This window comes from Streptomyces sp. NPDC002935, from assembly GCF_040611295.1.
Taxonomy (GTDB): Bacteria; Actinomycetota; Actinomycetes; order Streptomycetales; family Streptomycetaceae; genus Streptomyces.
In genome coordinates this window covers 101674-123593 of sequence record NZ_JBEXNW010000007.1, presented here as the reverse complement: position 1 = coordinate 123593, position 21920 = coordinate 101674, and the positions used below count along the sequence as shown (strand labels likewise).

General features: G+C 71.7%; 16 protein-coding genes and 1 pseudogene. 7 read left to right on the top strand and 10 right to left on the bottom strand.

Annotation, left to right across the window (positions count from 1 at the left end; translation table 11 throughout):
• Positions 1-99: 99 nt before the first annotated feature.
• Positions 100-1740, bottom strand: coding sequence for an ABC-F family ATP-binding cassette domain-containing protein (locus ABZX90_RS11715; protein WP_355203835.1), 1641 nt, complete (start codon positions 1738-1740; stop codon positions 100-102).
• Between the two features lie 297 nt (positions 1741-2037).
• Entirely contained in the window at positions 2038-3057 is a 1020-nt protein-coding gene (locus tag ABZX90_RS11710; RefSeq protein WP_355203832.1) for an oxidoreductase, read from the bottom strand.
• Between the two features lie 66 nt (positions 3058-3123).
• On the opposite strand from ABZX90_RS11710, the gene ABZX90_RS11705 reads away from it, so the two are divergent.
• The gene (locus ABZX90_RS11705) at positions 3124-4086 is read left to right on the top strand and encodes an FAD-dependent oxidoreductase (protein ID WP_351119315.1); all 963 of its coding nucleotides are present in this window, start codon (positions 3124-3126) and stop codon (positions 4084-4086) included.
• Positions 4087-4137: 51 nt separating this feature from the next.
• Here ABZX90_RS11705 and ABZX90_RS11700 read toward each other — a convergent pair whose 3' ends face one another.
• Positions 4138-6096, bottom strand: a complete 1959-nt coding sequence (locus tag ABZX90_RS11700; protein ID WP_355203827.1) for a Xaa-Pro dipeptidyl-peptidase — start codon at positions 6094-6096, stop codon at positions 4138-4140.
• 181 nt (positions 6097-6277) lie between these two features.
• On the opposite strand from ABZX90_RS11700, the gene ABZX90_RS11695 reads away from it, so the two are divergent.
• Positions 6278-7777, top strand: coding sequence for a M1 family metallopeptidase (locus ABZX90_RS11695; protein ID WP_351119313.1), 1500 nt, complete (start codon positions 6278-6280; stop codon positions 7775-7777).
• 29 nt (positions 7778-7806) lie between these two features.
• Here the strand turns inward: ABZX90_RS11695 and ABZX90_RS11690 are convergent, their stop codons facing one another.
• Entirely contained in the window at positions 7807-8730 is a 924-nt protein-coding gene (locus ABZX90_RS11690) for an adenosine kinase (protein WP_355203824.1), read from the bottom strand.
• Between the two features lie 363 nt (positions 8731-9093).
• Between ABZX90_RS11690 and ABZX90_RS11685 the strand changes: the two genes are divergently transcribed.
• Entirely contained in the window at positions 9094-9792 is a 699-nt protein-coding gene (locus ABZX90_RS11685; RefSeq protein ID WP_355203821.1) for a MerR family transcriptional regulator, read from the top strand.
• Between the two features lie 33 nt (positions 9793-9825).
• Here the strand turns inward: ABZX90_RS11685 and ABZX90_RS11680 are convergent, their stop codons facing one another.
• Positions 9826-10551, bottom strand: a complete 726-nt coding sequence (locus ABZX90_RS11680) for an SDR family oxidoreductase (protein WP_351119309.1) — start codon at positions 10549-10551, stop codon at positions 9826-9828.
• Between the two features lie 141 nt (positions 10552-10692).
• On the opposite strand from ABZX90_RS11680, the gene ABZX90_RS11675 reads away from it, so the two are divergent.
• From ABZX90_RS11675 to ABZX90_RS11660, 4 genes and pseudogenes are all read left to right on the top strand, one after another.
• Complete coding sequence (locus tag ABZX90_RS11675) at positions 10693-11721, top strand: ABC transporter permease (RefSeq protein WP_351119307.1); 1029 nt, start codon at positions 10693-10695, stop codon at positions 11719-11721.
• Between the two features lie 93 nt (positions 11722-11814).
• Positions 11815-12882 carry a substrate-binding domain-containing protein gene (locus ABZX90_RS11670; protein WP_351119305.1) on the top strand — a complete coding sequence of 356 codons (1068 nt, stop codon included), beginning with the start codon at positions 11815-11817 and terminating at the stop codon, positions 12880-12882.
• A 1-nt stretch (position 12883) separates the two neighbouring features.
• Positions 12884-13384 (top strand): annotated as a pseudogene (locus ABZX90_RS11665) (ATP-binding cassette domain-containing protein); the annotation flags it as partial.
• A 114-nt stretch (positions 13385-13498) separates the two neighbouring features.
• Complete coding sequence (locus ABZX90_RS11660; RefSeq protein WP_355204163.1) at positions 13499-14395, top strand: ATP-binding cassette domain-containing protein; 897 nt, start codon at positions 13499-13501, stop codon at positions 14393-14395.
• Positions 14396-14455: 60 nt separating this feature from the next.
• On the opposite strand, the gene ABZX90_RS11655 is transcribed toward ABZX90_RS11660, so the two are convergent.
• The 5 genes from ABZX90_RS11655 to ABZX90_RS11635 all read right to left on the bottom strand — a co-directional run bounded on the left by ABZX90_RS11655 (position 14456) and on the right by ABZX90_RS11635 (position 21793).
• On the bottom strand, positions 14456-15199 hold the full coding sequence (locus ABZX90_RS11655) for an IclR family transcriptional regulator (RefSeq protein WP_351119301.1): 744 nt from the start codon (positions 15197-15199) through the stop codon (positions 14456-14458).
• A gap of 190 nt (positions 15200-15389) precedes the next feature.
• A complete protein-coding gene (locus ABZX90_RS11650; RefSeq protein WP_355203816.1) occupies positions 15390-17015 on the bottom strand; it encodes a thiamine pyrophosphate-binding protein in 1626 nt (541 codons plus the stop codon).
• 168 nt (positions 17016-17183) lie between these two features.
• Entirely contained in the window at positions 17184-19376 is a 2193-nt protein-coding gene (locus tag ABZX90_RS11645) for a 3-hydroxyacyl-CoA dehydrogenase NAD-binding domain-containing protein (protein ID WP_355203813.1), read from the bottom strand.
• A gap of 38 nt (positions 19377-19414) precedes the next feature.
• Positions 19415-20629, bottom strand: a complete 1215-nt coding sequence (locus tag ABZX90_RS11640; protein WP_351119296.1) for an acetyl-CoA C-acetyltransferase — start codon at positions 20627-20629, stop codon at positions 19415-19417.
• 21 nt (positions 20630-20650) lie between these two features.
• On the bottom strand, positions 20651-21793 hold the full coding sequence (locus tag ABZX90_RS11635; RefSeq protein WP_351119294.1) for an acyl-CoA dehydrogenase family protein: 1143 nt from the start codon (positions 21791-21793) through the stop codon (positions 20651-20653).
• Positions 21794-21920 lie beyond the last annotated feature (127 nt).

Below are 21920 nucleotides of genomic sequence, written 5' to 3'. Positions count from 1 at the left end.
CGCGGTCCGGGCTCGGGTTCCGCGATCCGGGCTCGGTGTGCCCCGCGCATCGGTCTCCGCCCGTGCCGCGCGCCGGGCGGTGAGTGCTTCGGTCCGGGCTCAGCGCTCCGTGACCTTGCCGTCCGCCACCTCCAGGCGGCGGGTCGTGCGGACCGCGTCCAGCATGCGGCGGTCGTGGGTGACCAGCAGGAGCGTGCCCTCGTAGGAGTCCATGGCCGATTCCAGCTGCTCGATGGCCGGGAGGTCGAGGTGGTTGGTCGGCTCGTCCAGGACCAGCAGGTTGACGCCCCGGCCCTGGAGCAGAGCCAGGGCCGAGCGGGTGCGTTCTCCCGGGGAGAGGGTGGCCGCCGGGCGCAGGACGTGGTCCGCCTTCAGGCCGAACTTGGCCAGCAGCGTGCGGACTTCGGCGGGTTCCGTGTCCGGGACGGCCGCGCAGAACGCGTCCAGCAGTGACTCGGAGCCGTGGAAGAGCTTGCGGGCCTGGTCGACCTCGCCGACGATCACGCCGGAGCCGACCGTGGCGTGGCCGGAGGACAGTGGGATCCGGCCGAGCAGCGCGCCCAGCAGGGTCGACTTGCCGGCGCCGTTCGCGCCGGTGACGGCCACCCGGTCCGCCCAGTCGATCTGCAGCGTCGCGGGACCGAGGGTGAAGTCCCCGCGCCGCAGCTCCGCGTCCCGCAGGGTGGCGACCACCGCGCCCGATCGCGGGGCCGCCGCGATCTCCATGCGCAGATCCCACTCCTTGCGCGGCTCCTCGACGACGTCCAGCCGCTCGATCATGCGCTGCGTCTGCCGGGCCTTCGAGGCCTGCTTCTCGCTGGCCTCGCTGCGGAACTTGCGGCCGATCTTGTCGTTGTCGTTGTTCGCCTTGCGCCGCGCGTTCTTGACGCCCTTGTCCATCCAGGAGCGCTGCATCTGGGCCCGGCCTTCGAGGGCGGAGCGCTTGTCGGCGTATTCCTCGAAGTCGTCGCGGGCGTGCCGGCGGGCGGTGTCACGCTCTTCGAGGTAGGCCTCGTAGCCGCCGCCGTACAGCGTGATCTGCTGCTGCGCCAGGTCGAGTTCGAGGACCTTGGTGACCGTGCGGGTGAGGAACTCGCGGTCGTGGCTGACGACGACGGTCCCGGCGCGCAGGCCGGAGACAAAGCGTTCGAGGCGCTCCAGACCGTCGAGGTCGAGGTCGTTCGTCGGCTCGTCGAGCAGGAAGACGTCGTAGCGGGAGAGGAGGAGGGAGGCGAGTCCGGCTCGGGCCGCCTGGCCACCGGACAGGGACATCATCGGCTGGTCGAGACCGACCCCGAGCCCCAGGGAGTCGGCGACCTCCTCGGCGCGTTCGTCGAGGTCGGCGCCGCCGAGGTCGAGCCAGCGCTCCAGGCTCGTCGCGTAGGCGTCGTCCGCGCCGGGCGCTCCGTCGACGAGCGCCTGCGTGGCCTCGTCCATCGCCCGCTGGGCCTCGTCGACGCCCGTACGGCGCGCGAGGAAGTCGCGTACGGTCTCGCCCTCCCGGCGCTCGGGCTCCTGCGGCAGGTGCCCGACGGTCGCTGACGGCGGGGAGAGCCGCAGCTCGCCCTCCTCCGGGGCCAGGAGGCCGGCGAGCAGCCGCAGCAGCGTGGACTTGCCCGCGCCGTTGGCGCCGACGAGCCCGATCACGTCGCCGGGGGCGACGACGAGGTCGAGTCCGGCGAAGAGCGCGCGGTCGCCGTGTCCGGCGGTGAGATTCTTGGCGACGAGAGTGGCAGTCATCAGGGAGCCGATTTTAACGGCCCGCGGGATCGCTCCGCGCCGCCGATCTCTGGGGCCCAGGATCCCTGTGCCCCCACGCCCACGGCCCCCGGCCCGCCAGGTCCATGGCCCCGTGACCACCCGCCCACGGCCTCCTGGCCCACCAGGTAGACGGATTCTCGGACCGCCGGGCCCCGGGCGGGCGGTCCCGGGCACCGGAGAGCCCGGTCTGAGGGCCACCGGACAGCGGGGCCCCGACGGCCGCAAGGGCGACGGTCACGGGCCGACAGTCACGGGGCGGACTGTCCGGGCCGCCGGTCAGTGGGTCATCGGTTCCACCAGTACGCTCCCGGTCGTCCGCGCCACGATGAACGACTCCCCCTTCACCGTCCGTGCCTCCAGCGGGATCCGGTGTCGGCCGGGCTCCAGGATTCCGTCGAACACGTCGTACGCGTGCACGCGCGAGAGGCGGTCCAGCCGGTACGCGGTCAGCTGGACCCGGCAGGCGGAGGTGACCTCGACTCCGGCCTCCCCGTCGGCGGCGACCAGCCGGGTGAGCCGGCGCAGTTCCCGCGGGCCGCGGGCCAGGGCGTGCTCGATCTGGGCGACCAGCAGCGGAACGATCGGGGCGAGGCCCTCGACGTGGGCCACGTCGACGCCCGCGTCGCGGAAGGACTCCCGTACGGCGGCCCGTTCCGCCTCGGGGACGGCCCGGCCGAACACCACTGCCCCGTAGGCGCGCAGTTCGTCGGCCGGGACCCCCGTGGCGTCGTAGGCGATGTCGGCGCCGACGCCGATGACGCGCAGAGCGGCGGCCAGCTTCGCGAGGAGGGCGACCCGGGCGCCGATCAGCAGGACGCGGCGGCGGGGGCCCGCGTCGCCGTCGAGCAGCGAGCTCAGCGCGCTGCGGTACTCGGCGCCCTGGAAACGGAACGGCCCTATGCCGTGGTAGCCGTTGCGTTCCAGGTCGGCCCGTTCGCCGGTCTGCCAGGCGAAGTCGCGCCAGACATAGTCGTCGCCCTCTCTTTCGATGAGCGCGGTGACGGCACCGCACTCGATGCCCTCGCACTCGGGACAGCCGTAGATGACGTACCTGCCCTCCTCCAGCGGGGCGTCGGCCTCCAGGAGGAGGCTGCGCACCTGCGCGGTGAAGATCGCGGGTGGTACGTCGGAGGCGAGCGGGGACACCGCGTCGAGGTCGGAGAGCTGGAACAGCAGCGGGCGTCCGTCCACGATGAAGTCGACGAAGTCCCGGTGTATTTGGTAGTCACCGTTGGCGAGGACCCCACCGGCACGCATCGCCGGTGCCAGGCCGAAGGTGGCGTACTCGGCAGACATGTTGTGAGTATCCCCAGACGGAGAGTGATCTGAGCACGGCATGACATATTCCGCTAACGTCCCCGCATGGAGAGGCCCAGGAGCGGCGATGTGATCGTGGTCGGCAGCGGAGTCGTCGGGCTGACGACGGCCGTGGTTCTGGCCGAGGCCGGCAGGCGGGTCCGGGTGTGGGCGCGGGAGCCCGCCGAGCGGACCACCTCGGCGGTTGCGGGGGCGCTCTGGTGGCCCTACCGCATCGAGCCGAAGGCGCTGGCCCGCGCGTGGGCACTCGTGTCCCTCTCCGTGTACGAGGAGTTGGCGGCGCGGCCCGGGGAGACGGGCGTACGCGTGGTCGAGGGGGTCATGGGCGAGACCCGGCTGGACGAGCTGGGGTCGTGGGCGGCCCGGGTGCCGGGGCTGCGCGCGGCGACGGCCGAGGAGTATCCGGGGACCGCGTTGCGGGCGCGGCTGCCGTTGATCGACATGCCGGTGCATCTGCGCATGCTGCGTGAGCGCTTCCTGCGGGCGGGCGGGACGGTCGAGGAGCGGACGGTGACGGACCTCGCGGAGGCGAAGGCGCCGGTCGTCGTCAACTGCGCGGGCCTCGGCGCCCGTGATCTCGTACCGGATCCGGCCGTACGACCCGTGCGCGGACAGCTCGTGATCGTCGAGAACCCCGGGGTACGCGAGTGGCTCGTCTCGACGGACCCGGCGGCCGGGACGACCACGTACGTCTTCCCGCAGCCGGACCGGCTGGTCCTCGGCGGGACCACCGACGAGGACGACTGGTCGCAGGTCCCCGATCCGGAGGTGGCGGCGGAGATCGTCGAGCGGTGCGCGGCGCTGCGCCCCGAGATCGCCGGGGCGCGCGTGCTCGACCACCGGGTGGGGCTGCGCCCGGTGCGCGACACGGTCCGGCTGGAACGCGAAGTCCTGCCGGACGGGCGGGTGTTGGTGCACAACTACGGTCACGGTGGTGCCGGTGTCACCGTGGCGTGGGGATGCGCGCGGGAGGCGGCCGAGCTCGCCGGCCCGACCGCCTCCGCCTGAACTCCGTGCGCGGCGGGACCGCCGCGGCCCGGGCTCGGCCGCCTCAGTGGGTCAGCGGCTCTCCCCCGGGACGCGCAGCGCGGCGCGCGGATCGCCCACGCCTTCGAGGACGGACGCGGCCGGGGCGGCCGTGGAGCCCGCCGTCGCCCGCGCGAACGCGTCGGCGCCGCCCACCAGGGGCACGCGGGCCGAGGTGCGGGAGAGGTCGAGGGTCAGGGTCGGCGTGCTGGAGGGAGGGTCGATCAGGTCCTTGTCGGTGCCCGCGACGATCAGCGCGAGCCGGTGGCCCTTCGGGACGACATGGTCGGTCGCCGCCAGGTCCAGTGTGATGGTGTACGCCCTGCCCGGGGTGAGCGGAACGCCCTGGCCCGAGGCGTAGTTGCCGAGGTCGGCCCAGCCGCGGCTGAGGACCGTGTAGCCGACGTCGGCCCTGGTCGGCCGGGTCACCTTGTAGCAGGAGCTGTCGCCGGTCGTGCTCGGGCCCCAGCAGGTGCGGTCGGTGAGTGTGGCGATGCCCTCGCCGGAGCCCGCGTAGTCGCGGATGGTGTCCGGCCCGAGGTCGACGAGTACCGCCGAGAGGTGGGCTGTCGATGTGGTCGGCGTGGCGGTGACGGTCACCTTGGAGGAGCCGGAGAGCCGCAGGGCGCGGGTGAGCGGCTTGGTGGCGAAGCCCGCCTTGTCGGGGGTCGGCCTGTCGATGTTCGCGGCCCAGTCGGTCTCGCTCAGTAGCGGGTTGTCGGTGAAGGTCTCGGTGCCGGGGTTCCCGCGGAGCCCGAGAGCACCGACGCCCGGCTGCGCGCCGGTGGCCGGGCGCAGGGTCGCGGCCTCGGTGGTGCGGGGCGGCCAGACGGTGGAGGTGGCCCACTGGTCGGGGTGGCGTTCGATGTCGGCCATGGGCTCGTCGTCGATACCGTTGTCGTAGCCGAGGAGTTCATGGTCGAACCAGCGGTGCAGGGTGTCGGCCCAGGCGGTTCGGCGGAAGTCGAAGGGGTCGACGTGACCGGTCTGGGAGAGCCAGATCTTGCGCTCGACACCGTTTTTGGCGAGCGCGTTCCACCACTGGCCGAAGTTCTTGGTGCGGACGTTGAGGTCCTGCATGCCGTGGACGAGGAAGACGCTGGCCTTCACCTTTGCGGCGTCCTTGACGTAGTCGCGCTCGGTCCACAGGGACGTCCAGTCGCCGGTCCGCGGTGCCTCGTCGACCAGTTTCCGCTGCACGGCGGCGCACTTGGTGCGGGCGTCGGGGCTGTCGACGTAGTTGGCGAGCCAGTCGGGGCCCGAGTCGTACAGCGGGGCGCCCTGGGCGAAGTAGTAGTCGTACCAGGAGGAGATGGCGCTGATCGGCACGATGGTCTTCAGACCCTTGACGCCGGTGGCGGCTACGCCGTTGGCGATGGTGCCGTCCCAGCTCTTGCCGATCATGCCGGTTCTGCCGTTGGTCCAGGTGGCCTTGGCCGTGGCGGCGCCGGTACGGGTGGTGTAGGCCTTGGCGCGGCCGTTCAGCCAGTCGACGACCGCCTTGGCGGACTGGATGTCGGAGCGGCCGCCCACGTCGACGCAGCCGTCGGAGCGGTTGGTGCCGGCGAGGTCGACGCCGACGAAGGCGTAGCCGCGCGGTACGAAGTAGTTGTCGTAGAACAGCGGCATCTGGACGACGTGGCCGTTCGCGTCGTACGTCTTCTTCTGGCTCTCGTTGCCGCGCCCGCAGCAGGAGTAGTACGGGCTGGCATCCATGATCACGGGTATCTTGCGGCCCTGCCTGGCGAGTTCGCGGGGCCTGACGATGTCGACGGCGACGCGGTCCTTCTTTCCGTCGCTGTCGCCGTCCAGACCGGTGTCGACCCACACGGACTCACGGATCGCGTTCTCGTACGAGTAGACCGGGGCGCTCTCCCGCGGGGCGCCGTGTGCGGCGGTGGGGGCGAGGAAGGCGGCCATCAGGGCGGCAACCGCCGCCGTCGCGAGCGATCTCCAGGTCGTGAAGCGCATGCGGCGCACTGGTATCGGCATGCGCGGAACGTACCCCGGTCAACTCCCTTGCAAAAGGGGGTAGATGAAAGGTCTGTGGGGCTGGATGACTCATGTCGGCCGAATGGCGATCGTGTGACAGGGGTGGCCGTGGACATGACTGGGGCCACAGGGCCTGAATAGGCTCCGGACACCTTCATGCCCCCACGACTTGGAGCTTGACGTGCACCGCAGACTCATCGCCCCGGGCGCCCTCGCCGCCTCCCTGCTGCTGGCGATCCCGGCATCGGCGGCAAGCTACACACCGGGAGCACCGGGCATCGGCGACCCCTACTACCCGGCCTACGGCAACGGCGGATACGACGTCTCGCACTACGACCTGCGGCTCACGTACCAGCCGCGGACGGACGAACTGGAGGGCACGGCCACCCTCCTGGCGACCACGACACAGGACCTGTCCCGGTTCGATCTGGACTTCCTGCTCGACGTGAGCGAGGTCCGGGTCAACGGCGCGAAGGCGTCGTTCGCCACGTCGGGCCAGCACGAGCTGGAGATCACTCCGGCGAAGCCGCTGGCCAAGGGCACCTCGATCACCGTCGTCGTGCGCTACAGCGGAGTGCCGTCCACGAAGAGCGCGTACGGCTTCTCGACCTGGCACCGCACCCCGGACGGGGCGGTCGCCGCGGACGAGCCCGAGTCGGCGTGGTGGTGGTACCCGAGCAACGACCACCCGCTCGACAAGGCGACGTACGACGTGTCGGTGGCCGTTCCGGACGGTACCCAGGCGATCTCCAACGGCACGCTCCAGTCGACGAGTTCACGGCTCGGCTGGACCCGCTACAACTGGCGGTCGAACAAGCCGCAGGCCACGTATCTCACCACCCTCGCGGTCGGGAGGTTCGACATCACGACGGGCACGTCCGAGGGCGGCGTCCCGGTCGTCAACGCCTACAGCAAGGACCTCGGCGACAACGACGGCGCGGCGCGCGCCAGTGTCGAGCGGACGGGGGAGCTCGTCGACTGGCTGAGCGGCTACTTCGGGCCGTATCCCTTCAGTTCCGCCGGCGGGTACGTCCCCAACACCACCACCGGATACGCGCTGGAGACCCAGACCCGGGTGTACTACAGCCCCCGGCAGTTCGCGAACGGCTCCAACACCTCCGTGGTCGTGCACGAGTTGGCGCACCAGTGGTACGGCGACGATGTGTCGCTGAAGGGCTGGAAGGACATCTGGATCAACGAGGGCTTCGCGCGGTACGCGCAGTGGCTGTGGTCGGAGCACGAGGGCGAGGGCACGACGCGGGAGCTCGCGGACTACGTGTACGCCTCGCATCCGGCGGACGACGCCTTCTGGACGGTGGCGCCCGGCGATCCGGGGCCGGACAACCAGTTCGACACCGCGGTCTACGACCGGGGCGCGCTGGCGGTACAGGCGCTGCGCGAGGCGGTCGGAGACGACGCGTTCTTCGCGATCCTGAAGGGGTGGCCGAAGGAGCACGCGTACGGGAACGCGTCCGTCGGCGACTTCCAGAAGTACGCCGAGCAGGTGTCCGGCACGTCGCTCGCGGCGCTCTTCGACACCTGGCTGTTCCAGCCGTCGAAGCCGGCGGCGCCCGAGGCACGGGGTGCGGGGATCGCCGTGGCCCCGGTGGCGAAGGGGGCCGTGGCCCGGCCGAAGTCGTGGAAGAAGATCGCCGCTACTGACGCGGTCCACTCCGGCTGAGACGAAGGCCGCCCGCCCCGTGGCACGGTTCAGCGGCGGGTGGCCTTCTCCTCCGACTCGGACACCTGGGACAGGAGTTCGTCGCGGCTGACGGCGTCGGCCCGGGTCGCGGGCACGGTGCAGGCGTAGGCTCCGGCCACCGCGCCGTACAGGGCGCAGCGCCGGACCGGTTCGCCGGTCAGACGGCCGAACAGGAAGCCGGCGGCGAAGGAGTCCCCGGCGCCGTTCGAGTCGACGACGGGCGTACGGGGCTGGACCGCCGGGACGTGGGTCAACTCGTCGTCGGCCAGCAGGTAGGCGCCCTCCGCGCCGGCCGTGGCGACGACCACCTCGGCCCGGCCCCTTTCCACGATCCGCCGCATGGTGCGCTCGGGGTCGGCGAGGGCCGTGGTGGAGACGAACACGATGTCGGCGGCGTACGCGAACGGCTCGTGGTAGGGGTTCTCGCCGTCCCAGTTGTGCAGGTCGGTCGAGAGGGTCACCCCGGCCTCCCGCAGGACCGGCAGGGCGAAGGCGCACGGGTGGGTGATGGACACATGGGCGTGCCGGCTGGCCGCGGCCAGGTCCCGGACCGTCTTCTCGGGCAGCCGGTCCGCCGCGCGCGAGCGGCTGTCGTCGTACAGGGACAGCCTGCGCCCGTCGGGGCCGACGAGATTCACCGCGCGCTTGGTGCCCGCGGGCTGGGGCACCTCGGTGAGCGCGATGCCCCGGTCGCGGTGCAGGGCTCGCACCAGGTCGCCCTCGGGGTCGTCGCCGAGCATGTCGAGGTGGTGCGTGCGCAGGCCGAGGGCGTGCAGGCCCAGTGCGACGAAGTCACCGGTCTGCCCGGCCCGGGTCTCGATACCGGGACGGATCATGTAGCTGTCGGCGTAGGGAAGCGGCAGTTCGGGGACGTGGACGATCGTGTCCACACCCGCACCGCCCAGGACGAGGACGTCGATGTCGCGGCTCATGACCCTCCCTCTCGACTGCGATCAGCGAGTCAAGCAGGCCCCGGCCGACACGGCAAGAAGTTGCAGAAACTTTCGCAAGCCCGGCCTCGTCATCGAGCGGCTGGTGAGACGGGTCTGGCGGTGACGGTGTACGTGGACGCGAGCCCGGCGCCGTCGGCTTCGAAGGCCGCGTGGGCCGCGTGGGCCGCGTGGGCCGCGTGGGCCGCGTGGGCCGCGTGGGCCGCGTGGGCCGCGTGGGCCGCGACGCGCGGTGCTCGTGGACGGGCGCTTTCACAACACTGGTGGGACAGCAATACTGTTGCACCGCGCCGCCACCGGTCACCCAGGGCGCGCGCCGTACGACGGGAGAGGCGAGGACCTGCCATGACGACGGACACCGAGGAGCCGACGCTCACGGTCGACGAGCTGGCCGCGCGGGCGGGCGTCACGGTCCGTACGGTCCGCTTCTACAGCGCCAGGGGCCTGCTGCCGCCGCCCGTGATCGGCCCCCGGCGCGTGGGCCACTACAGCCAGGAGCATCTGGCCCGGCTCGCGCTCATCGAGGAGTTGCGGCACCAGGGCATGACGCTGGCAGCGATCGAACGCCATCTGACGCAGCTGCCACCCGGCTTGAGCGCTCAGGACCTCGCCGTCCACCGTGCCGTGGTGGCCTCCTGGGCGCCCGACGCGACGGAGGACGTGAGCCGGGAGGAGCTGGAGCGGCGGGCCGGACGGCCGCTCGGTGACGCGGACCTGGAGCGGCTCGCCGCGATGGGCGTCATCCAGCGGACCGGCGACTCCGTCCGGCTGGACCCCGGACTGCTGAAGCTCGGCGTGGAGCTCCTGGACGTACCGATCGCGCACGAGACGATCCTCGCCGCGCGGACCGTCCTGCTGGAGCACTCGCGGGCGGCGGCCCACGAACTGTCCACGCTGCTCCGCGACGCTGTGGGCGAACGGGAGTCCGTGGCGGCGGTGAAGTCGCTGTCGGCGCACATGCAGCCGCTGGTGGTGCAGGCGCTGCTCACCTCGTTCCAGCGTTCGCTGAAGGACGAGTTGCGGGAGTGGCTCAAGGACTCCTGATCCCGGTTCGGTCCGCCTCGGCGGCTCGCGAGCTCACAAGTAGGCGGATCCGCCCGCCACGTTGAGGGTCTGGCCGGTCAGGAAGCCGCTGCCCTCGTCGACCACGTACAGGAGGGTGGAGACGAGGTCGCACGGCCGCTGGGTCCGCTGGACGACCTGCTGCGCGCGGACGTGTCCGAAGCCGCCGTGCGCGCCGACGGTCCGTTCGGCGGTGGCGGTGCGCACCATGCTCGGCGCGATCGCGTTCACGGTGATGTCGTACGGTCCCAGCGCGGACGCCAACGCCCGGGTGAAGCCGATCAGTCCGGCCTTCGAGGAGACGTAGGCGACCATCGTGGGCGGTGCCGTGAGGACGGCCGCGGAGGTGATGTTCACGATACGGCCCCAGCCGGCCTCCTTCAGATACGGCAGGACGGCACGGGTCATCAGGAACGGCGCCTCCAGGTTGACGCGCATGACCCGCCGCCACTCCTCGGGCGTGGTGTCCTCGAAGGCCGACTCCGGGTACACACCGGCGTTGTTGACGAGCACGTGCAGGGTGCCGAACCGGTCGATGACGTGCTCCAGCGCCATCGCGACCTGCGCCTCGTCGGTGACGTCCGCGATCAACTCCACATAGTCCAGTACGCGTTTCGCCGTCTCGGGCTGCGGGACCAGGTCCATGCCCGCGACCCGGTAGCCGCGCCCGGCGAGCGCGACGGCGAATTCCTGTCCGAGGCCCTGTGCCGCTCCGGTCACCAGGGCGGTACGTGTCTCCATGCGCCGAGTGTGAAGAGCCGTCGGGCGGGCGGCAAGAGCGCATTCCACTCGCCGGAACGGCCCTGTTGCCGCGGGCGTTCGCCGGGCCCACGCTGCGGGGCGACCGCCCAGCGTCAGCCGTACGTACGGGAGCCGTGCCCGATGACCGAGACCGAGCATGCCGTGGACGACGCCGAGCGCTCCAGCGAACAGGGCGGCGACCGAAGGAGGTCGGGGGCGTTCCCCGGCCGGCTGATCCGTGACGAGCTGGGTGTGCTCGTCGTCCTCGGGCTGCTGATCGCGGCGATCGGCATCCCCTACCCCGACTTCCTCGACAGCGACAACCTGCTCAGCACCGCGCACAACTCCGTCTACATCTCTCTGATGGCGTGCGGGATGGTCTTCGCGCTCGCCATGCGGGAGGTCGACCTGTCGGTGGGCGGCACCTATGCGATGTGCCTGGTCGTCGGCGCGCTGCTGGTGCGCGACGGTACGCCGCCCTGGCTGGCGGTCCCGGTGATGCTGGCCACCGGCATCGCCCTCGGTGTCTTCAACGCGCTGGTCACGACGCTGCTCGCGCTGCCCTCGTTCATCGTGACGCTCGGCACGCTGATGCTCTACCGCGGTGTCGGGCTCGCGCTCGCCGACGGCAGGCAGATCACCGATCTGCCGCTCGACGACTCGTTCTTCACGCTGGCGGGCGGTGACGCGGCGGGGGTTCCGTGCGCGCTGTGGGTGCTGCTCACCGTGGTCGTCGTGCTGACGGTCGTGCTGACGCGGACGCGCTACGGGGCGCGGGTGCGGGCGATCGGCTCCAATCCCGACGCGGCCGAGTTCAGCGGTATCCCCGTCGTCCGCACCCGGGTGCAGGCGCTCGCCCTGTCCGGACTGACCACGGCCTGCGCGGCGGCGCTCGCGCTCGCGTTCTACGGGGCCGGCGACCCGACGCTCGGCCAGGGTTACGAACTGCAGGCCATCGCCGCGTGCATCATCGGCGGCACCCCGCTCGCGGGCGGGCGTGGTTCGGTGGTCGGCGCGGTGGCCGGGGCGATGATCCTGGCCGTGGTCGCCTCCGGACTCGTCTTCTTCGAAGTACCCATCAACTGGACGTCGTTCGCGACCGGTGGCGTGATCCTCGTCGCGGTCGCGGCGGACAGCGCGCTGCGCAGGACCGGCCGCCGACGTCGCTGACGTCCCCTGGTGAAGTCCCCCGGTGAAGTCCCCCGGCCCGAAGGCTTCCCCCTTCGGACCTCAGAGCCCGTCCGGAGCCGCTTGGAGGCCGTGATGCACCCCCGATTGCGTACGCTGCTCGCCCTGCCCGCCGCGCTGGCCCTGCTCGCCGCCGCCGGGTGTGGCACCGACAGCGGCTCCGACGGCAAGAACGGCCGGCTCGACATGGGCATCGCCGTGGCCAACATCAGCCTGAACTTCGCCCACGAGATGGTCCTCGGCGCGGAGAGCGCCGCGAGCCACCAGGGAAACGTGAACTTCAAGGCCGTCGGGCCGCCCAACACGGACGGGCCCGCCGAGGTGCAGCTCTTCCAGAACCTGACCGCCCGCGCCAAGGACGGCATCGTCCTGGAGAACCTCGACCCGCCGATCTTCACCCGGCCCGCCGCCCGCGCCGTCGACCAGGGCATCCCCGTCGTCGCCCTGGACACCTCACCGACCGACGGCAGCAAGATCGGCTTCTACGTGGGCAACGACAACTACGGGCTGGGCGAGCTGATGGCGAAGGAGGCGCTCAAGCGGCTGGGCAAGGACCCCCGGGGGCAGATCGTGATCGGCGTGCCCAACCCCGGGACGCCGGTGCTGGACAACCGGGCCAAGGGCATCGCCGACACGTTCAGGAAGCAGGCTCCGAACGTCGAGGTCCTGGGTCCCTTCCAGACGTACAGCGACCCCGGGCAGAACTACAGTTCCTGGTCGGCGCAGGTCAACGCGCACCCCGAGGCACTGGCCTTCCTCGGTGTCGGTGACGCCGACAGCTACAACCTCGCGAAGATCAAGAAGGCCGAGCACGGCAGTTGGCTGACCGCGGGCTTCGACGTCGACCCGAAGACCCTCGACGCGGTCAAGGACGGCTCGAACTTCGTCACCATCGACCCGCAGCACTTCCTCAAGGGCTATCTGTCCACGGCGATGCTGATCGAGGCGGTCCGCGACCACGACGGCAAGCTCCTCGACGGCTGGTTCCTGTCCCCCGGTGGAGTGGTCGACGGGTCCAACATCGACGAGATCATCACGCGCCAGAAATCCGCGAAGGCCGCCTACGCCTGGTACAAGCCGACGATCGACAAGCTGCTGGGCGACCAGAAGGCCCAGCTGAAGCCCCTGAAGGACGCCCGCTGACATGGGCGACGGCGAGATGCTGGTGGCGTGCGACCTGGTCAAGTCCTACGGCGGGGTCAGAGCCCTGGACGGCGCGGGCATCAGCCTGCGCGGCGGCGAGGTCCACGCGCTGGTCGGCGAGAACGGCGCCGGCAAGTCCACGCTCGTGGGCATCCTGTCCGGCGCGGTGGCGCCCGACGAGGGAACGGTTTGGACGGCACGGGAGGCGCGGGAGGCACGGGAGGCGCTTGAGGCGCGGTCTGGTGGAATCGCCGTCGTGTCGTAGGAGTTGAGCCTCTTTCCCGACCTCACCGTCCGCGAGAACCTCTACCCCCACCTTCCCCCGCGCCGTTTCGGCCTCCTCGACCGGGGCGCGATGGACCGCGCGGCCCGGCCGGTTCTCGCCGAGCTCGGTCTCGACGTCGACCCCGGCACGCCACTGGCCGAACTCACCTTGGCCGACCGGCAGTTGACCGAGATCGCGCGGGCGCTGCTGCGCCGCCCCCAGGTACTGGTGCTGGACGAACCGACCTCCGCGCTGCCCGCCGCCGCGGTGGACCGCCTGGAGCGTGTCCTGCGCGCTCTGACGGCACGCGGCCTCGCCGTCCTGTATGTCACCCATTTCCTGGAGGAGGTGATGCGCTTCGCCCAGCGCGTCACGGTGCTGCGGGACGGGCGGGTCGTGCTCCCTGGGGCACGCCGCGCCGATGTCGATGTGCCGGAGCTGGTGACGGCCATGCTCGGTGGCGCTCCGCCGGGGCCCGTACGCCGTTCGCGCACCGTCGACGACGGGCCGCCGCCGGTGGTGCTGTCCGGGGTGAGCGTCCCGGGGCGGCTCACCGACGTCACGTTCACGGTGCGGGCGGGCGAGGTGGTGGGGGTGGCCGGACTCCAGGGAGCGGGCCATCTCACCGCTCTGGAGGTGGTGTGCGGGCGTACGGCGGTCTCGGCGGGGCGCGTCGATGTGGGCGGGCGGGGGCTGCCCCGGTCCCTGCGGGCGGCAGTGCGCGCGGGGGTGGCCTTCGTGCCGAGCGACCGGAAGCGCTACGGGCTGATGACCGAGCGCACGGTCTGGGAGAACGCCACCGCGGTGAACGGGCTGGCCCTGGGGCGCGGCGGCATGCTGCCCTCGCGCGCCCGGCTGATCCGGAGCACGCAGGATCTGACCGACCGGCTGCGGCTGCGGGGCGCTCCGGACGACATCGTGGCCCGGCTGTCCGGCGGCAACCAGCAGAAGGTCGTCTTCGCCAAGTGGCTGGCCACCGCACCGCGGATCGTCGTCCTCGACGATCCGACGCGGGGCGTGGACGTCGGCGTACGCGCCGAGATGCACCGGATCGTCGACGAGTTGGCCGCGTCGGGGGCGGCGGTGCTGACGGCGTCGACCGATCCGGCGGAACTGACCGAACTGTGCGACCGGGTGCTGGTGTTCGTGCGGGGGCGGCTCGTGGGCGAGGTGCACGGCGAGCGGCTCACGGAACACGCCCTGGCGGTGGCGATGCAGTCGGGGGTGACGCGGGCCGCAGAACGGTGAGCGCGGGGCGCCGGCGGGAGCGGGTCGAGAGGGGCCGCAACCCGCTCACCGTGCGGTCTCTCACGCCGACAGTGCGCGCGTCAGTGCCCGTGCCGCCGCACAGACCCGCGCCCCGACGCGGTCCATGTCCAGACGGCGGGTGCCGCCGGTGACCGAGAGCGCGGCGATCGGACGCGGTCCCGAAGGGCCCTGTTCGTAGACGGGGGCCGCGACGGCCGAGACCCCGATCTCGGCCTCCTCCAGGTTGACGCCGTAGCCACGGGCCCGGGTCGCGGCGAGGTCGCGGGCGAGCTGGCCCGGCAGGACGAGGGTGCGCGGGGTCAGGCGCGGCAGGGTCCGGTGCGGCGGCCGGGGAGCGTGGGCGAGGAAGACCTTGCCGGTGGCCGTGCAGTGGGCGGGCAGCCGCCCCCCGGTGCGCGAGACGATCGGGGTGGCGCGGCGGCCGGTGACCTTCTCCAGGAAGAGGGTGTCGGGCCCGTCGGGGACGGCGAGGTGCACGTTCTCGTGCGTCTCCTCGTGGAGATCGCCGAGATAGGGCAGCGCGATGTCCCGCAACTCCCGGGCGGACGGCGCCGATTGCCCGAGGACGAACAGGGCGAGCCCGATGCGGTAGCGGCCCTCGGAGGTGCGCTCGACGAGTTCCAACCGGACCAGTTCGCCGATCAGCCGGTGCGCGCTCGGCTTGGGCAGCCCGGTGCGCAGGGCCAGTTCGGCGAGGCTCAGCGCCTCCTTGGACTCTCCGCAGGCACGCAGCAGCGCCGCACCGCGCGCGAGCACCGACTTCGGGACCGCTCCGTCCGTCATGGACCGATGGTCGGGCGCCGGAGCCCGGATGACAAGATGCGGGCCACCGTCGGCCGCCGACCGTCGCCGAAGCGGTACGTCGATCGGCGGCGAGCGTACAACTGGCCATATGCAGTGGGTGAGTTAGCCGAGGCCTTCGACCGGAGGCGGACGTCCCGGTGGCGCCACCGGAACGGCGCGCCTCCGTGGGCTACCGGAGCGGCACGTCGAGCAGCATCGGGCGCGTGAGTTCGCCCGCTCCCGCGACGAGTTCCCGTACGTGGTCGGCGCTCTCGGCCCGGACGGCGTCGATCCCGAAGAATCCCGCCGCCCGGGTGAAGTCGAGTACGCCGAGCTCCGTCCCGGGACATGGGCCTTGGCCGCCCATCGCCTCATAGGTGTCCTGGAGGGTGCGGTAGGCGCCGTTGCCCATCACCACGAACAGCACCGGTACCGCGTAGCGGGCCGCGCTCCACAGTCCCTGCAGGCCGAACAGGGCGCAGCCGTCCCCGAGGACGGCGACCACGGGCCGCCCCGGCTCGGCGAGCGCCCGGCCGACGGCGGCGCCGATCCCCCAGCCGAGCCCGCCGCCGACGGTGTGGGTGTAGCTGCCGGGCCGGTCCAGCCGTACCAGCCGGCGCAGCAACAGGCCCACGGTGATGGCCTCTTCGACGACCGCGGCGCCGGGCGGCAGCCCGTGTGCCACGGCGTGGGCGGCGGCCCAGGGCGCGAGCGGCGCCGGGGAGTACGCGGCGCGGGCCGCGGCTTCCGCGCGGCCCCGTTCGGCCGTGTGCCGCTCGGCGGCACGCAGCACTCTGGCCTTGGCCCTGTGGGCGGGGACCTGGTCGCGCAGCAGGTCGGCGAGCCGGTCGAGGGAGGGGGTGAGGGCGCCGACCAGCCCGAGGTAGGCGGTGAAGTTGCGGCCGATCTCGTCCGGGTCGGAGTCGAGCTGGACGACGGTGATGCCGGGCGGCAGCGCGGGGCCCGGGCTGTAGTGGTGCGGGGTGAAGGCGTGCGCCCCGGCGATCAGGACGGTGTCGTACGGCGCGAGCGCCTCGCGGATGGCTTCGTGGCGCGGTGGCAGCATGCCGGCGTACAGCGGGTGGGTGGTCGGGAAGTCGAGGCAGTCGGCCATCGGCTGGTGGTGGACGGGGGCTCCGCAGGTCTCGGCGAGGCGCACGAGCGCCGGAACGGCGTCGTCGCGGCCCACCCCGTCACCGGCCACGACGGCGGGGCGGGCGGCTTGGCCGAGCAGCACGGCGGCGCGGTCGAGGCCGACGGCCGGACCGGCGCGGGGAGTCGGTGTGCGCGGCGGGACCTCGACCTCGGTGTCCTCGGCGAGCAGGTCCATCGGCACGGACAGGAACACCGGCCCGGCGGGCGGCCGGAGTGCGAGAGCGAAGGCGCGGCGCACGGCGAGCGGGAGGTCACGGGCGTGCTGGACGTCGACGGCCGCCTTGACGGCGGGGCGGGCGAGCCCGACGAGGTCGCCCGAGAGCATCGGGTCCTGCTGGAGATGGCGGCGGTCCTGCTGGCCCGCCATCACCACCAACGGGGTGCGGGAGCGGCGGGCGTTGAGCAGACCGATGAGTCCGTTGGCGAGCCCGGCGGCGATGTGCAGGCTGACGAAGGCGGGCCGCCCGGTCGCGCGGGCGTATCCGTCGGCCATGGAGACGACGGCGCCCTCGTGGACGCCGAGCACGTATTCGGGCGCGTCGGCGGTCTCCGCGAGGGCGGCCAGGAAGGGCAGTTCGGTGGTGCCGGGGTTGCCGAAGACGCGGTCCACGCCCTCGCCGCGCAGGATGTCCAGCAGAGCGAGGGCGGGACGGCAACCCATAGGGGGCTCCTCGGCGGGGACGGGTACCGGTTCGCCGGTCAGCGTCCGGTGCCCGCCCCCGCGGAGCAAGTCCCTCATACCACTCAGCGACACGTCACCTCGTGGCGTGTGCCGGGATGCGGCGTGGGCCTGGGCGCTTGGTGGCGCCCGGGCGTGACGCGCCCCCGGTCAGGTCGCGTCGGTGAACCGCTCGCCCGTCTGCGCCTTTTCGACGAGCAGCGCCGGCGGGAGGAAGCGGTCCCCGTAGCGCTCGGCGAGCTCCCGCGCGCGGGCGACGAACGCGGCCGGGCCGGTGCCGGTGGTGCCCTCGTAGCCGTTGACGTACTGCAGGACACCGCCGGTCCAGCCGGGGAAGCCGATCCCGAAGATGGAGCCGATGTTGGCGTCGGCGACGGAGGTCAGGACGCCTTCCTCCAGGAGCCGGACGGTGTCCAGCGCCTCGGAGAAGAGCATGCGCTCCTTCATGTCCTCGAACGGGATCTCGTGCCCCGCCGTACCGAAGTGCTCGCGCAGCCCCGGCCACAGCCTGCCGCGCTTGCCGTCCTCCGCGTACTCGTAGAAGCCGGCGCCGCCGCTGCGTCCGGGGCGCCCGAAGTCGTCGACCATGCGGTCGATGACGGCCTCGGCGGGGTGGGTGTCCCAGGTGCCGCCCGCCTCCTCGACGGCCTGCTTCGACTCCTTGCGGATCTTGCGCGGCAGGGTGAGCGTCAGCTCGTCCATGAGGGAGAGGACCTTGGCCGGGTAGCCGGCCTGGGCGGCGGCCTGCTCGACGGAGGCGGGCTCGATGCCCTCGCCGACCATCGCGACGCCTTCGTTGATGAAGTGCCCGATGACGCGGGAGGTGAAGAAGCCGCGCGAGTCGTTGACGACGATCGGGGTCTTCTTGATCTGCCGTACGAGGTCGAAGGCGCGGGCGAGTGCCTCGTCGCCGGTGCGCTCGCCCTTGATGATCTCGACCAGCGGCATCTTGTCGACGGGCGAGAAGAAGTGCAGCCCGATGAAGTCGTCCTGCCGCTCCACGCCCTCGGCGAGCGCGGTGATGGGCAGCGTCGAGGTGTTGGAGCAGAGCAGCGCGTCGGGCTCGACGATGTTCTGGATCTCCTGGAACACCTTCTGCTTGAGCGCGGTGTCCTCGAAGACGGCCTCGATGACGGCGTCGCAGCCCGCGAGGTCGTTCGGGTCGGCGGTGGGCGTGATGCGGGCGAGCAGTTCATCGGCCTTCTCCTGGGTCGTACGTCCCCGGGAGACGGCCTTGGCGCAGAGCTTTTCGGAGTACGCCTTGCCCTTGGCGGCGGCCTCCGCCGTCACGTCCTTCAGGACGACGTCGATGCCCGCGCGGGCGCACGAGTAGGCGATGCCCGCGCCCATCATCCCGGCGCCGAGAACCGCGGCCTTGCGGACCGGGCGCGGCTCGATGCCCTTGGGGCGGTTGGCGCCGGAGTTCACGGCCTGGAGGTCGAAGAAGAACGCCTGGATCATGTTCTTCGAGGTCTGGCCCGCGGCCAGCTCGACGAAGTAGCGGGCCTCGATGACCTGGGCCGTCTCGAAGTCGACCTGAGAGCCCTCGACGGCGGCCGCGAGGATGTTGCGCGGGGCCGGGTAGGGCGCGCCGTTGGTCTGCTTGCGCAGGTTGGCCGGGAAGGCGGGCAGGTTGGCCGCGAACTTCGGGTTGGCCGGGGTGCCGCCCGGGATGCGGTAGCCCGGCTTGTCCCAGGGCTGCTGGGACTCGGGGTTGGCGTCGATGAACGCGCGGGCCTTGGCGAGCAGTTCCTCGGGTGTGGCGGCCACCTCGTGGACGAGGCCGTTCTCCTGGGCGCGCGTCGCGTTGTACTGCGTGCCCTGGAGGAGGACCTTCAGCAGGGCGTCGGCGATGCCCAGCAGCCGTACGGTGCGGACGACTCCGCCGCCTCCGGGGAGCAGGCCGAGGGTGACCTCGGGGCAGCCGATCTTGGTGCCGGAGGTGTCGAGGGCGACCCGGTGGTGGCAGGCGAGGGCGAGCTCGAAGCCGCCGCCCAGGGCCGCGCCGTTGATCGCCGCGACGACCGGCTTGCCCAGGGTCTCGATGCGGCGCAGGTTGCGCTTGATGGCGAGGCCGCCGTCGAGGAGGTCCTGGGCGGTCCCGGGAGTGACGCGGATGAGGTCGCGCAGGTCGCCGCCCGCGAAGAAGGTCTTCTTGGCGGAGGTGAGGATGATGCCCCGGATCGAGTCCTTCTCGGCTTCCAGGCGGTCGGTGATCGCTGCGAGGGAGGCGCGGAACGCCTGGTTCATGGTGTTCGCGGACTGGTTGGGGTCGTCGAGGACGAGGGTGACGACGCCGGTCTCGTCCTGTTCCCAGCGGATGGTGGTGGGCTCAGTGCTCATCAGGGGATGCTCCGTAGATCCTTGATCCGTTGGGAAGGTCAGACGCGCTCGACGATCGTGGCGATGCCCATGCCGCCGCCCACGCACAGGGTGGCGAGGCCGTACCGCTTGTCCTGGCGCTCCAGTTCGTCGACGAGGGTGCCGAGGATCATCGCGCCGGTGGCGCCGAGGGGGTGGCCGAGCGCGATGGCGCCGCCGTTGACGTTGACCTTGTCCAGCGACAGGCCCATGTCCCGCACGTAGCGCAGGACGACGGCCGCGAAGGCCTCGTTGATCTCGACGAGGTCGATGTCGTCGATGGTCAGGCCGGCCTTGGCGAGCGCCTTGCGCGTCGCGGGCGCGGGCCCGGTGAGCATGATGGTGGGCTCGGAGCCGGAGACGGCGGCGGAGACGATCCGCGCGCGCGGGGTGAGGCCGTAGCGCTCGCCCACCTCGCGGGAGCCGATGGCGACCAGCGAGGCGCCGTCGACGATGCCCGAGGAGTTGCCCGCGTGGTGGACGTGGTCGATCTGCTCGACCCAGTGGTACTTCTGCAGCGCCACGGCGTCGAAGCCGCCCAGGTCACCGATGTCGGCGAACGACGGCTTCAGCCTGGCGAGCGAGTCGGCGGTCGTGCCCGGACGCAGGAACTCGTCGTGGTCGAGGATCGTGAGACCGCTGCGGTCCTTGACGGGGACGACGGACTTCTCGAAGCGGCCGTCCTTCACGGCCGCGGCGGCACGCTCCTGGGAGAGGGCCGCGTACTCGTCGACGTCGCGGCGCGTGAAGCCCTCGATGGTGGCGATGAGGTCGGCGCCGATGCCCTGCGGAACGAAGTTGGTGGCGAGGTTGGTCATCGGGTCGGCGAACCACGCGCCGCCGTCCGAGGCCATCGGTACCCGCGACATCGACTCGACGCCGCCCGCGAGCACCAGGTCCTCCCAGCCCGAACGGATCTTCATCGCGGCCAGGTTGACGGCTTCCAGGCCCGAGGCACAGAAGCGGTTCTCCTGGACGCCGGCCACCGTGTCGGGCAGTCCGGCGGCGATCGCGGAGATACGGGCGATGTCGGAGCCCTGGTCGCCGACCGGGCCCACGACACCGAGGACGATGTCGTCGATGGCGGCCGGGTCGAGGCCCGGGAAGCGCCGCTGCACCTCGTGGATGAGCCCGACGACCAGGTCGATGGGCTTGGTGCCGTGCAGGGCGCCGTTCTGCTTGCCGCGGCCGCGCGGGGTGCGGATCGCGTCGTACACGTACGCTTCGGTGCTCACTGGTAAGCCTTTCGGGGAGTGTTAGCCGAGCAGGGAACGGCCGATGATCTCCTTCATGATCTCGGTGGTCCCGCCGTAGATGGTCTGGATGCGTCCGTCGGTGAAGGCCCGGGCGACCCGGTACTCCGTCATGTAGCCGTAACCGCCGTGCAGTTGAAGGCACCGGTCGGCCACTCTCTTCTGCAGTTCGGTGGCCCACCACTTGGCCATGGAGGCGTGCACCGCGTCGAGTTCGCCGTCGGAGTGGTCGACGATGCACCGGTCGAGGAAGGTGCGGGTGACGGCGCACTCGGTGGCCATCTCGGCTATCTCGAAGCGGATGTGCTGGAGTTTCGCGAGCGGCCGCCCGAACGCCTCGCGCTCCTTCACGTACTGGGTGGTGATCTCCAGCAGGTACTCGGCACCGGCGATGGCGGCGACGGCGATGCCCATGCGCTCCTGCGCGAGGTTCGTCATGAGGTGGACGAACGCGCCGTTCAGCTCGCCGAGCAGGTTCTCCTTGGGCACGCGCACGTCGTTGAAGAACAACTCGGCGGTGTCCTGCGACTTCTGGCCGATCTTGTCGAGGTTGCGGCCGCGCTCGAAGCCTTCCGCGCCACGCTCGACGACGAGCAGCGACAGCCCGCGCGCACCGCCTTCGGGGGTGGTCCTGGCGACCACGATCACCAGGTCGGCGAGGATGCCGTTGGAGATGAAGGTCTTGGAGCCATTGAGCAGGTAGTGATCGCCCTTGTCCTCGGCGTGCGTGGTGATGCCCTGGAGGTCGGAGCCGGCGCCGGGTTCGGTCATCGCGATCGCCGTGATGATCGAGCCGTCGCAGAAGCCGGGCAGCCAGCGCCGCTTCTGCTCCTCGGTGGCGAGGTCCGTCAGATACGGCCCGATGATGTCGTTGTGCAGCCCGAGGGCGAGACCGGCCGCTCCCGCGCGCGTGAACTCCTCGGCGAGCACGGCGCTGTAGCGGAAGTCCGCGTTCCCGCCGCCTCCGTACTCCTCGGGCACGGCGAGTCCGAGGAGGCCCTGCTTTCCGGCCGCCCGCCAGGCGTCGCGCGAGACGATGCCGTCCTTCTCCCACTGCTCGTAGTGGGGCAGCACCTCCTTGGCGAGGAAGGTGCGCACGGTCTCGCGGAACGCGTCGTGCTCGGCGGTGAAGATCTGCCGCTTCATGCGGAAAACGCCTTCCTTGAGTTCATACGGGGGGACACCGGATAGAGCCGGCCCTTGACGGTTTCGACGAGCCGGGCCGGGTCCGGGCCGACGGGCGTGACGTTCAGCATCGTCACCCCGGCCTCCC

Coding starts and splice junctions, on each gene's coding strand:
- ABZX90_RS11685 (WP_355203821.1), top strand. CDS start 9,094: ATGACGACGGACACCGAGGAGCCGACGCTCACGGTCGACGAGCTGGCC.
- ABZX90_RS11680 (WP_351119309.1), bottom strand. CDS start 10,551: ATGGAGACACGTACCGCCCTGGTGACCGGAGCGGCACAGGGCCTCGGA.
- ABZX90_RS11635 (WP_351119294.1), bottom strand. CDS start 21,793: ATGAAGCGGCAGATCTTCACCGCCGAGCACGACGCGTTCCGCGAGACC.
- ABZX90_RS11655 (WP_351119301.1), bottom strand. CDS start 15,199: ATGACGGACGGAGCGGTCCCGAAGTCGGTGCTCGCGCGCGGTGCGGCG.
- ABZX90_RS11660 (WP_355204163.1), top strand. CDS start 13,499: ATGCGCTTCGCCCAGCGCGTCACGGTGCTGCGGGACGGGCGGGTCGTG.
- ABZX90_RS11710 (WP_355203832.1), bottom strand. CDS start 3,057: ATGTCTGCCGAGTACGCCACCTTCGGCCTGGCACCGGCGATGCGTGCC.
- ABZX90_RS11715 (WP_355203835.1), bottom strand. CDS start 1,740: ATGACTGCCACTCTCGTCGCCAAGAATCTCACCGCCGGACACGGCGAC.
- ABZX90_RS11650 (WP_355203816.1), bottom strand. CDS start 17,015: ATGGGTTGCCGTCCCGCCCTCGCTCTGCTGGACATCCTGCGCGGCGAG.
- ABZX90_RS11645 (WP_355203813.1), bottom strand. CDS start 19,376: ATGAGCACTGAGCCCACCACCATCCGCTGGGAACAGGACGAGACCGGC.
- ABZX90_RS11705 (WP_351119315.1), top strand. CDS start 3,124: ATGGAGAGGCCCAGGAGCGGCGATGTGATCGTGGTCGGCAGCGGAGTC.
- ABZX90_RS11670 (WP_351119305.1), top strand. CDS start 11,815: ATGCACCCCCGATTGCGTACGCTGCTCGCCCTGCCCGCCGCGCTGGCC.
- ABZX90_RS11690 (WP_355203824.1), bottom strand. CDS start 8,730: ATGAGCCGCGACATCGACGTCCTCGTCCTGGGCGGTGCGGGTGTGGAC.
- ABZX90_RS11675 (WP_351119307.1), top strand. CDS start 10,693: ATGACCGAGACCGAGCATGCCGTGGACGACGCCGAGCGCTCCAGCGAA.
- ABZX90_RS11700 (WP_355203827.1), bottom strand. CDS start 6,096: ATGCCGATACCAGTGCGCCGCATGCGCTTCACGACCTGGAGATCGCTC.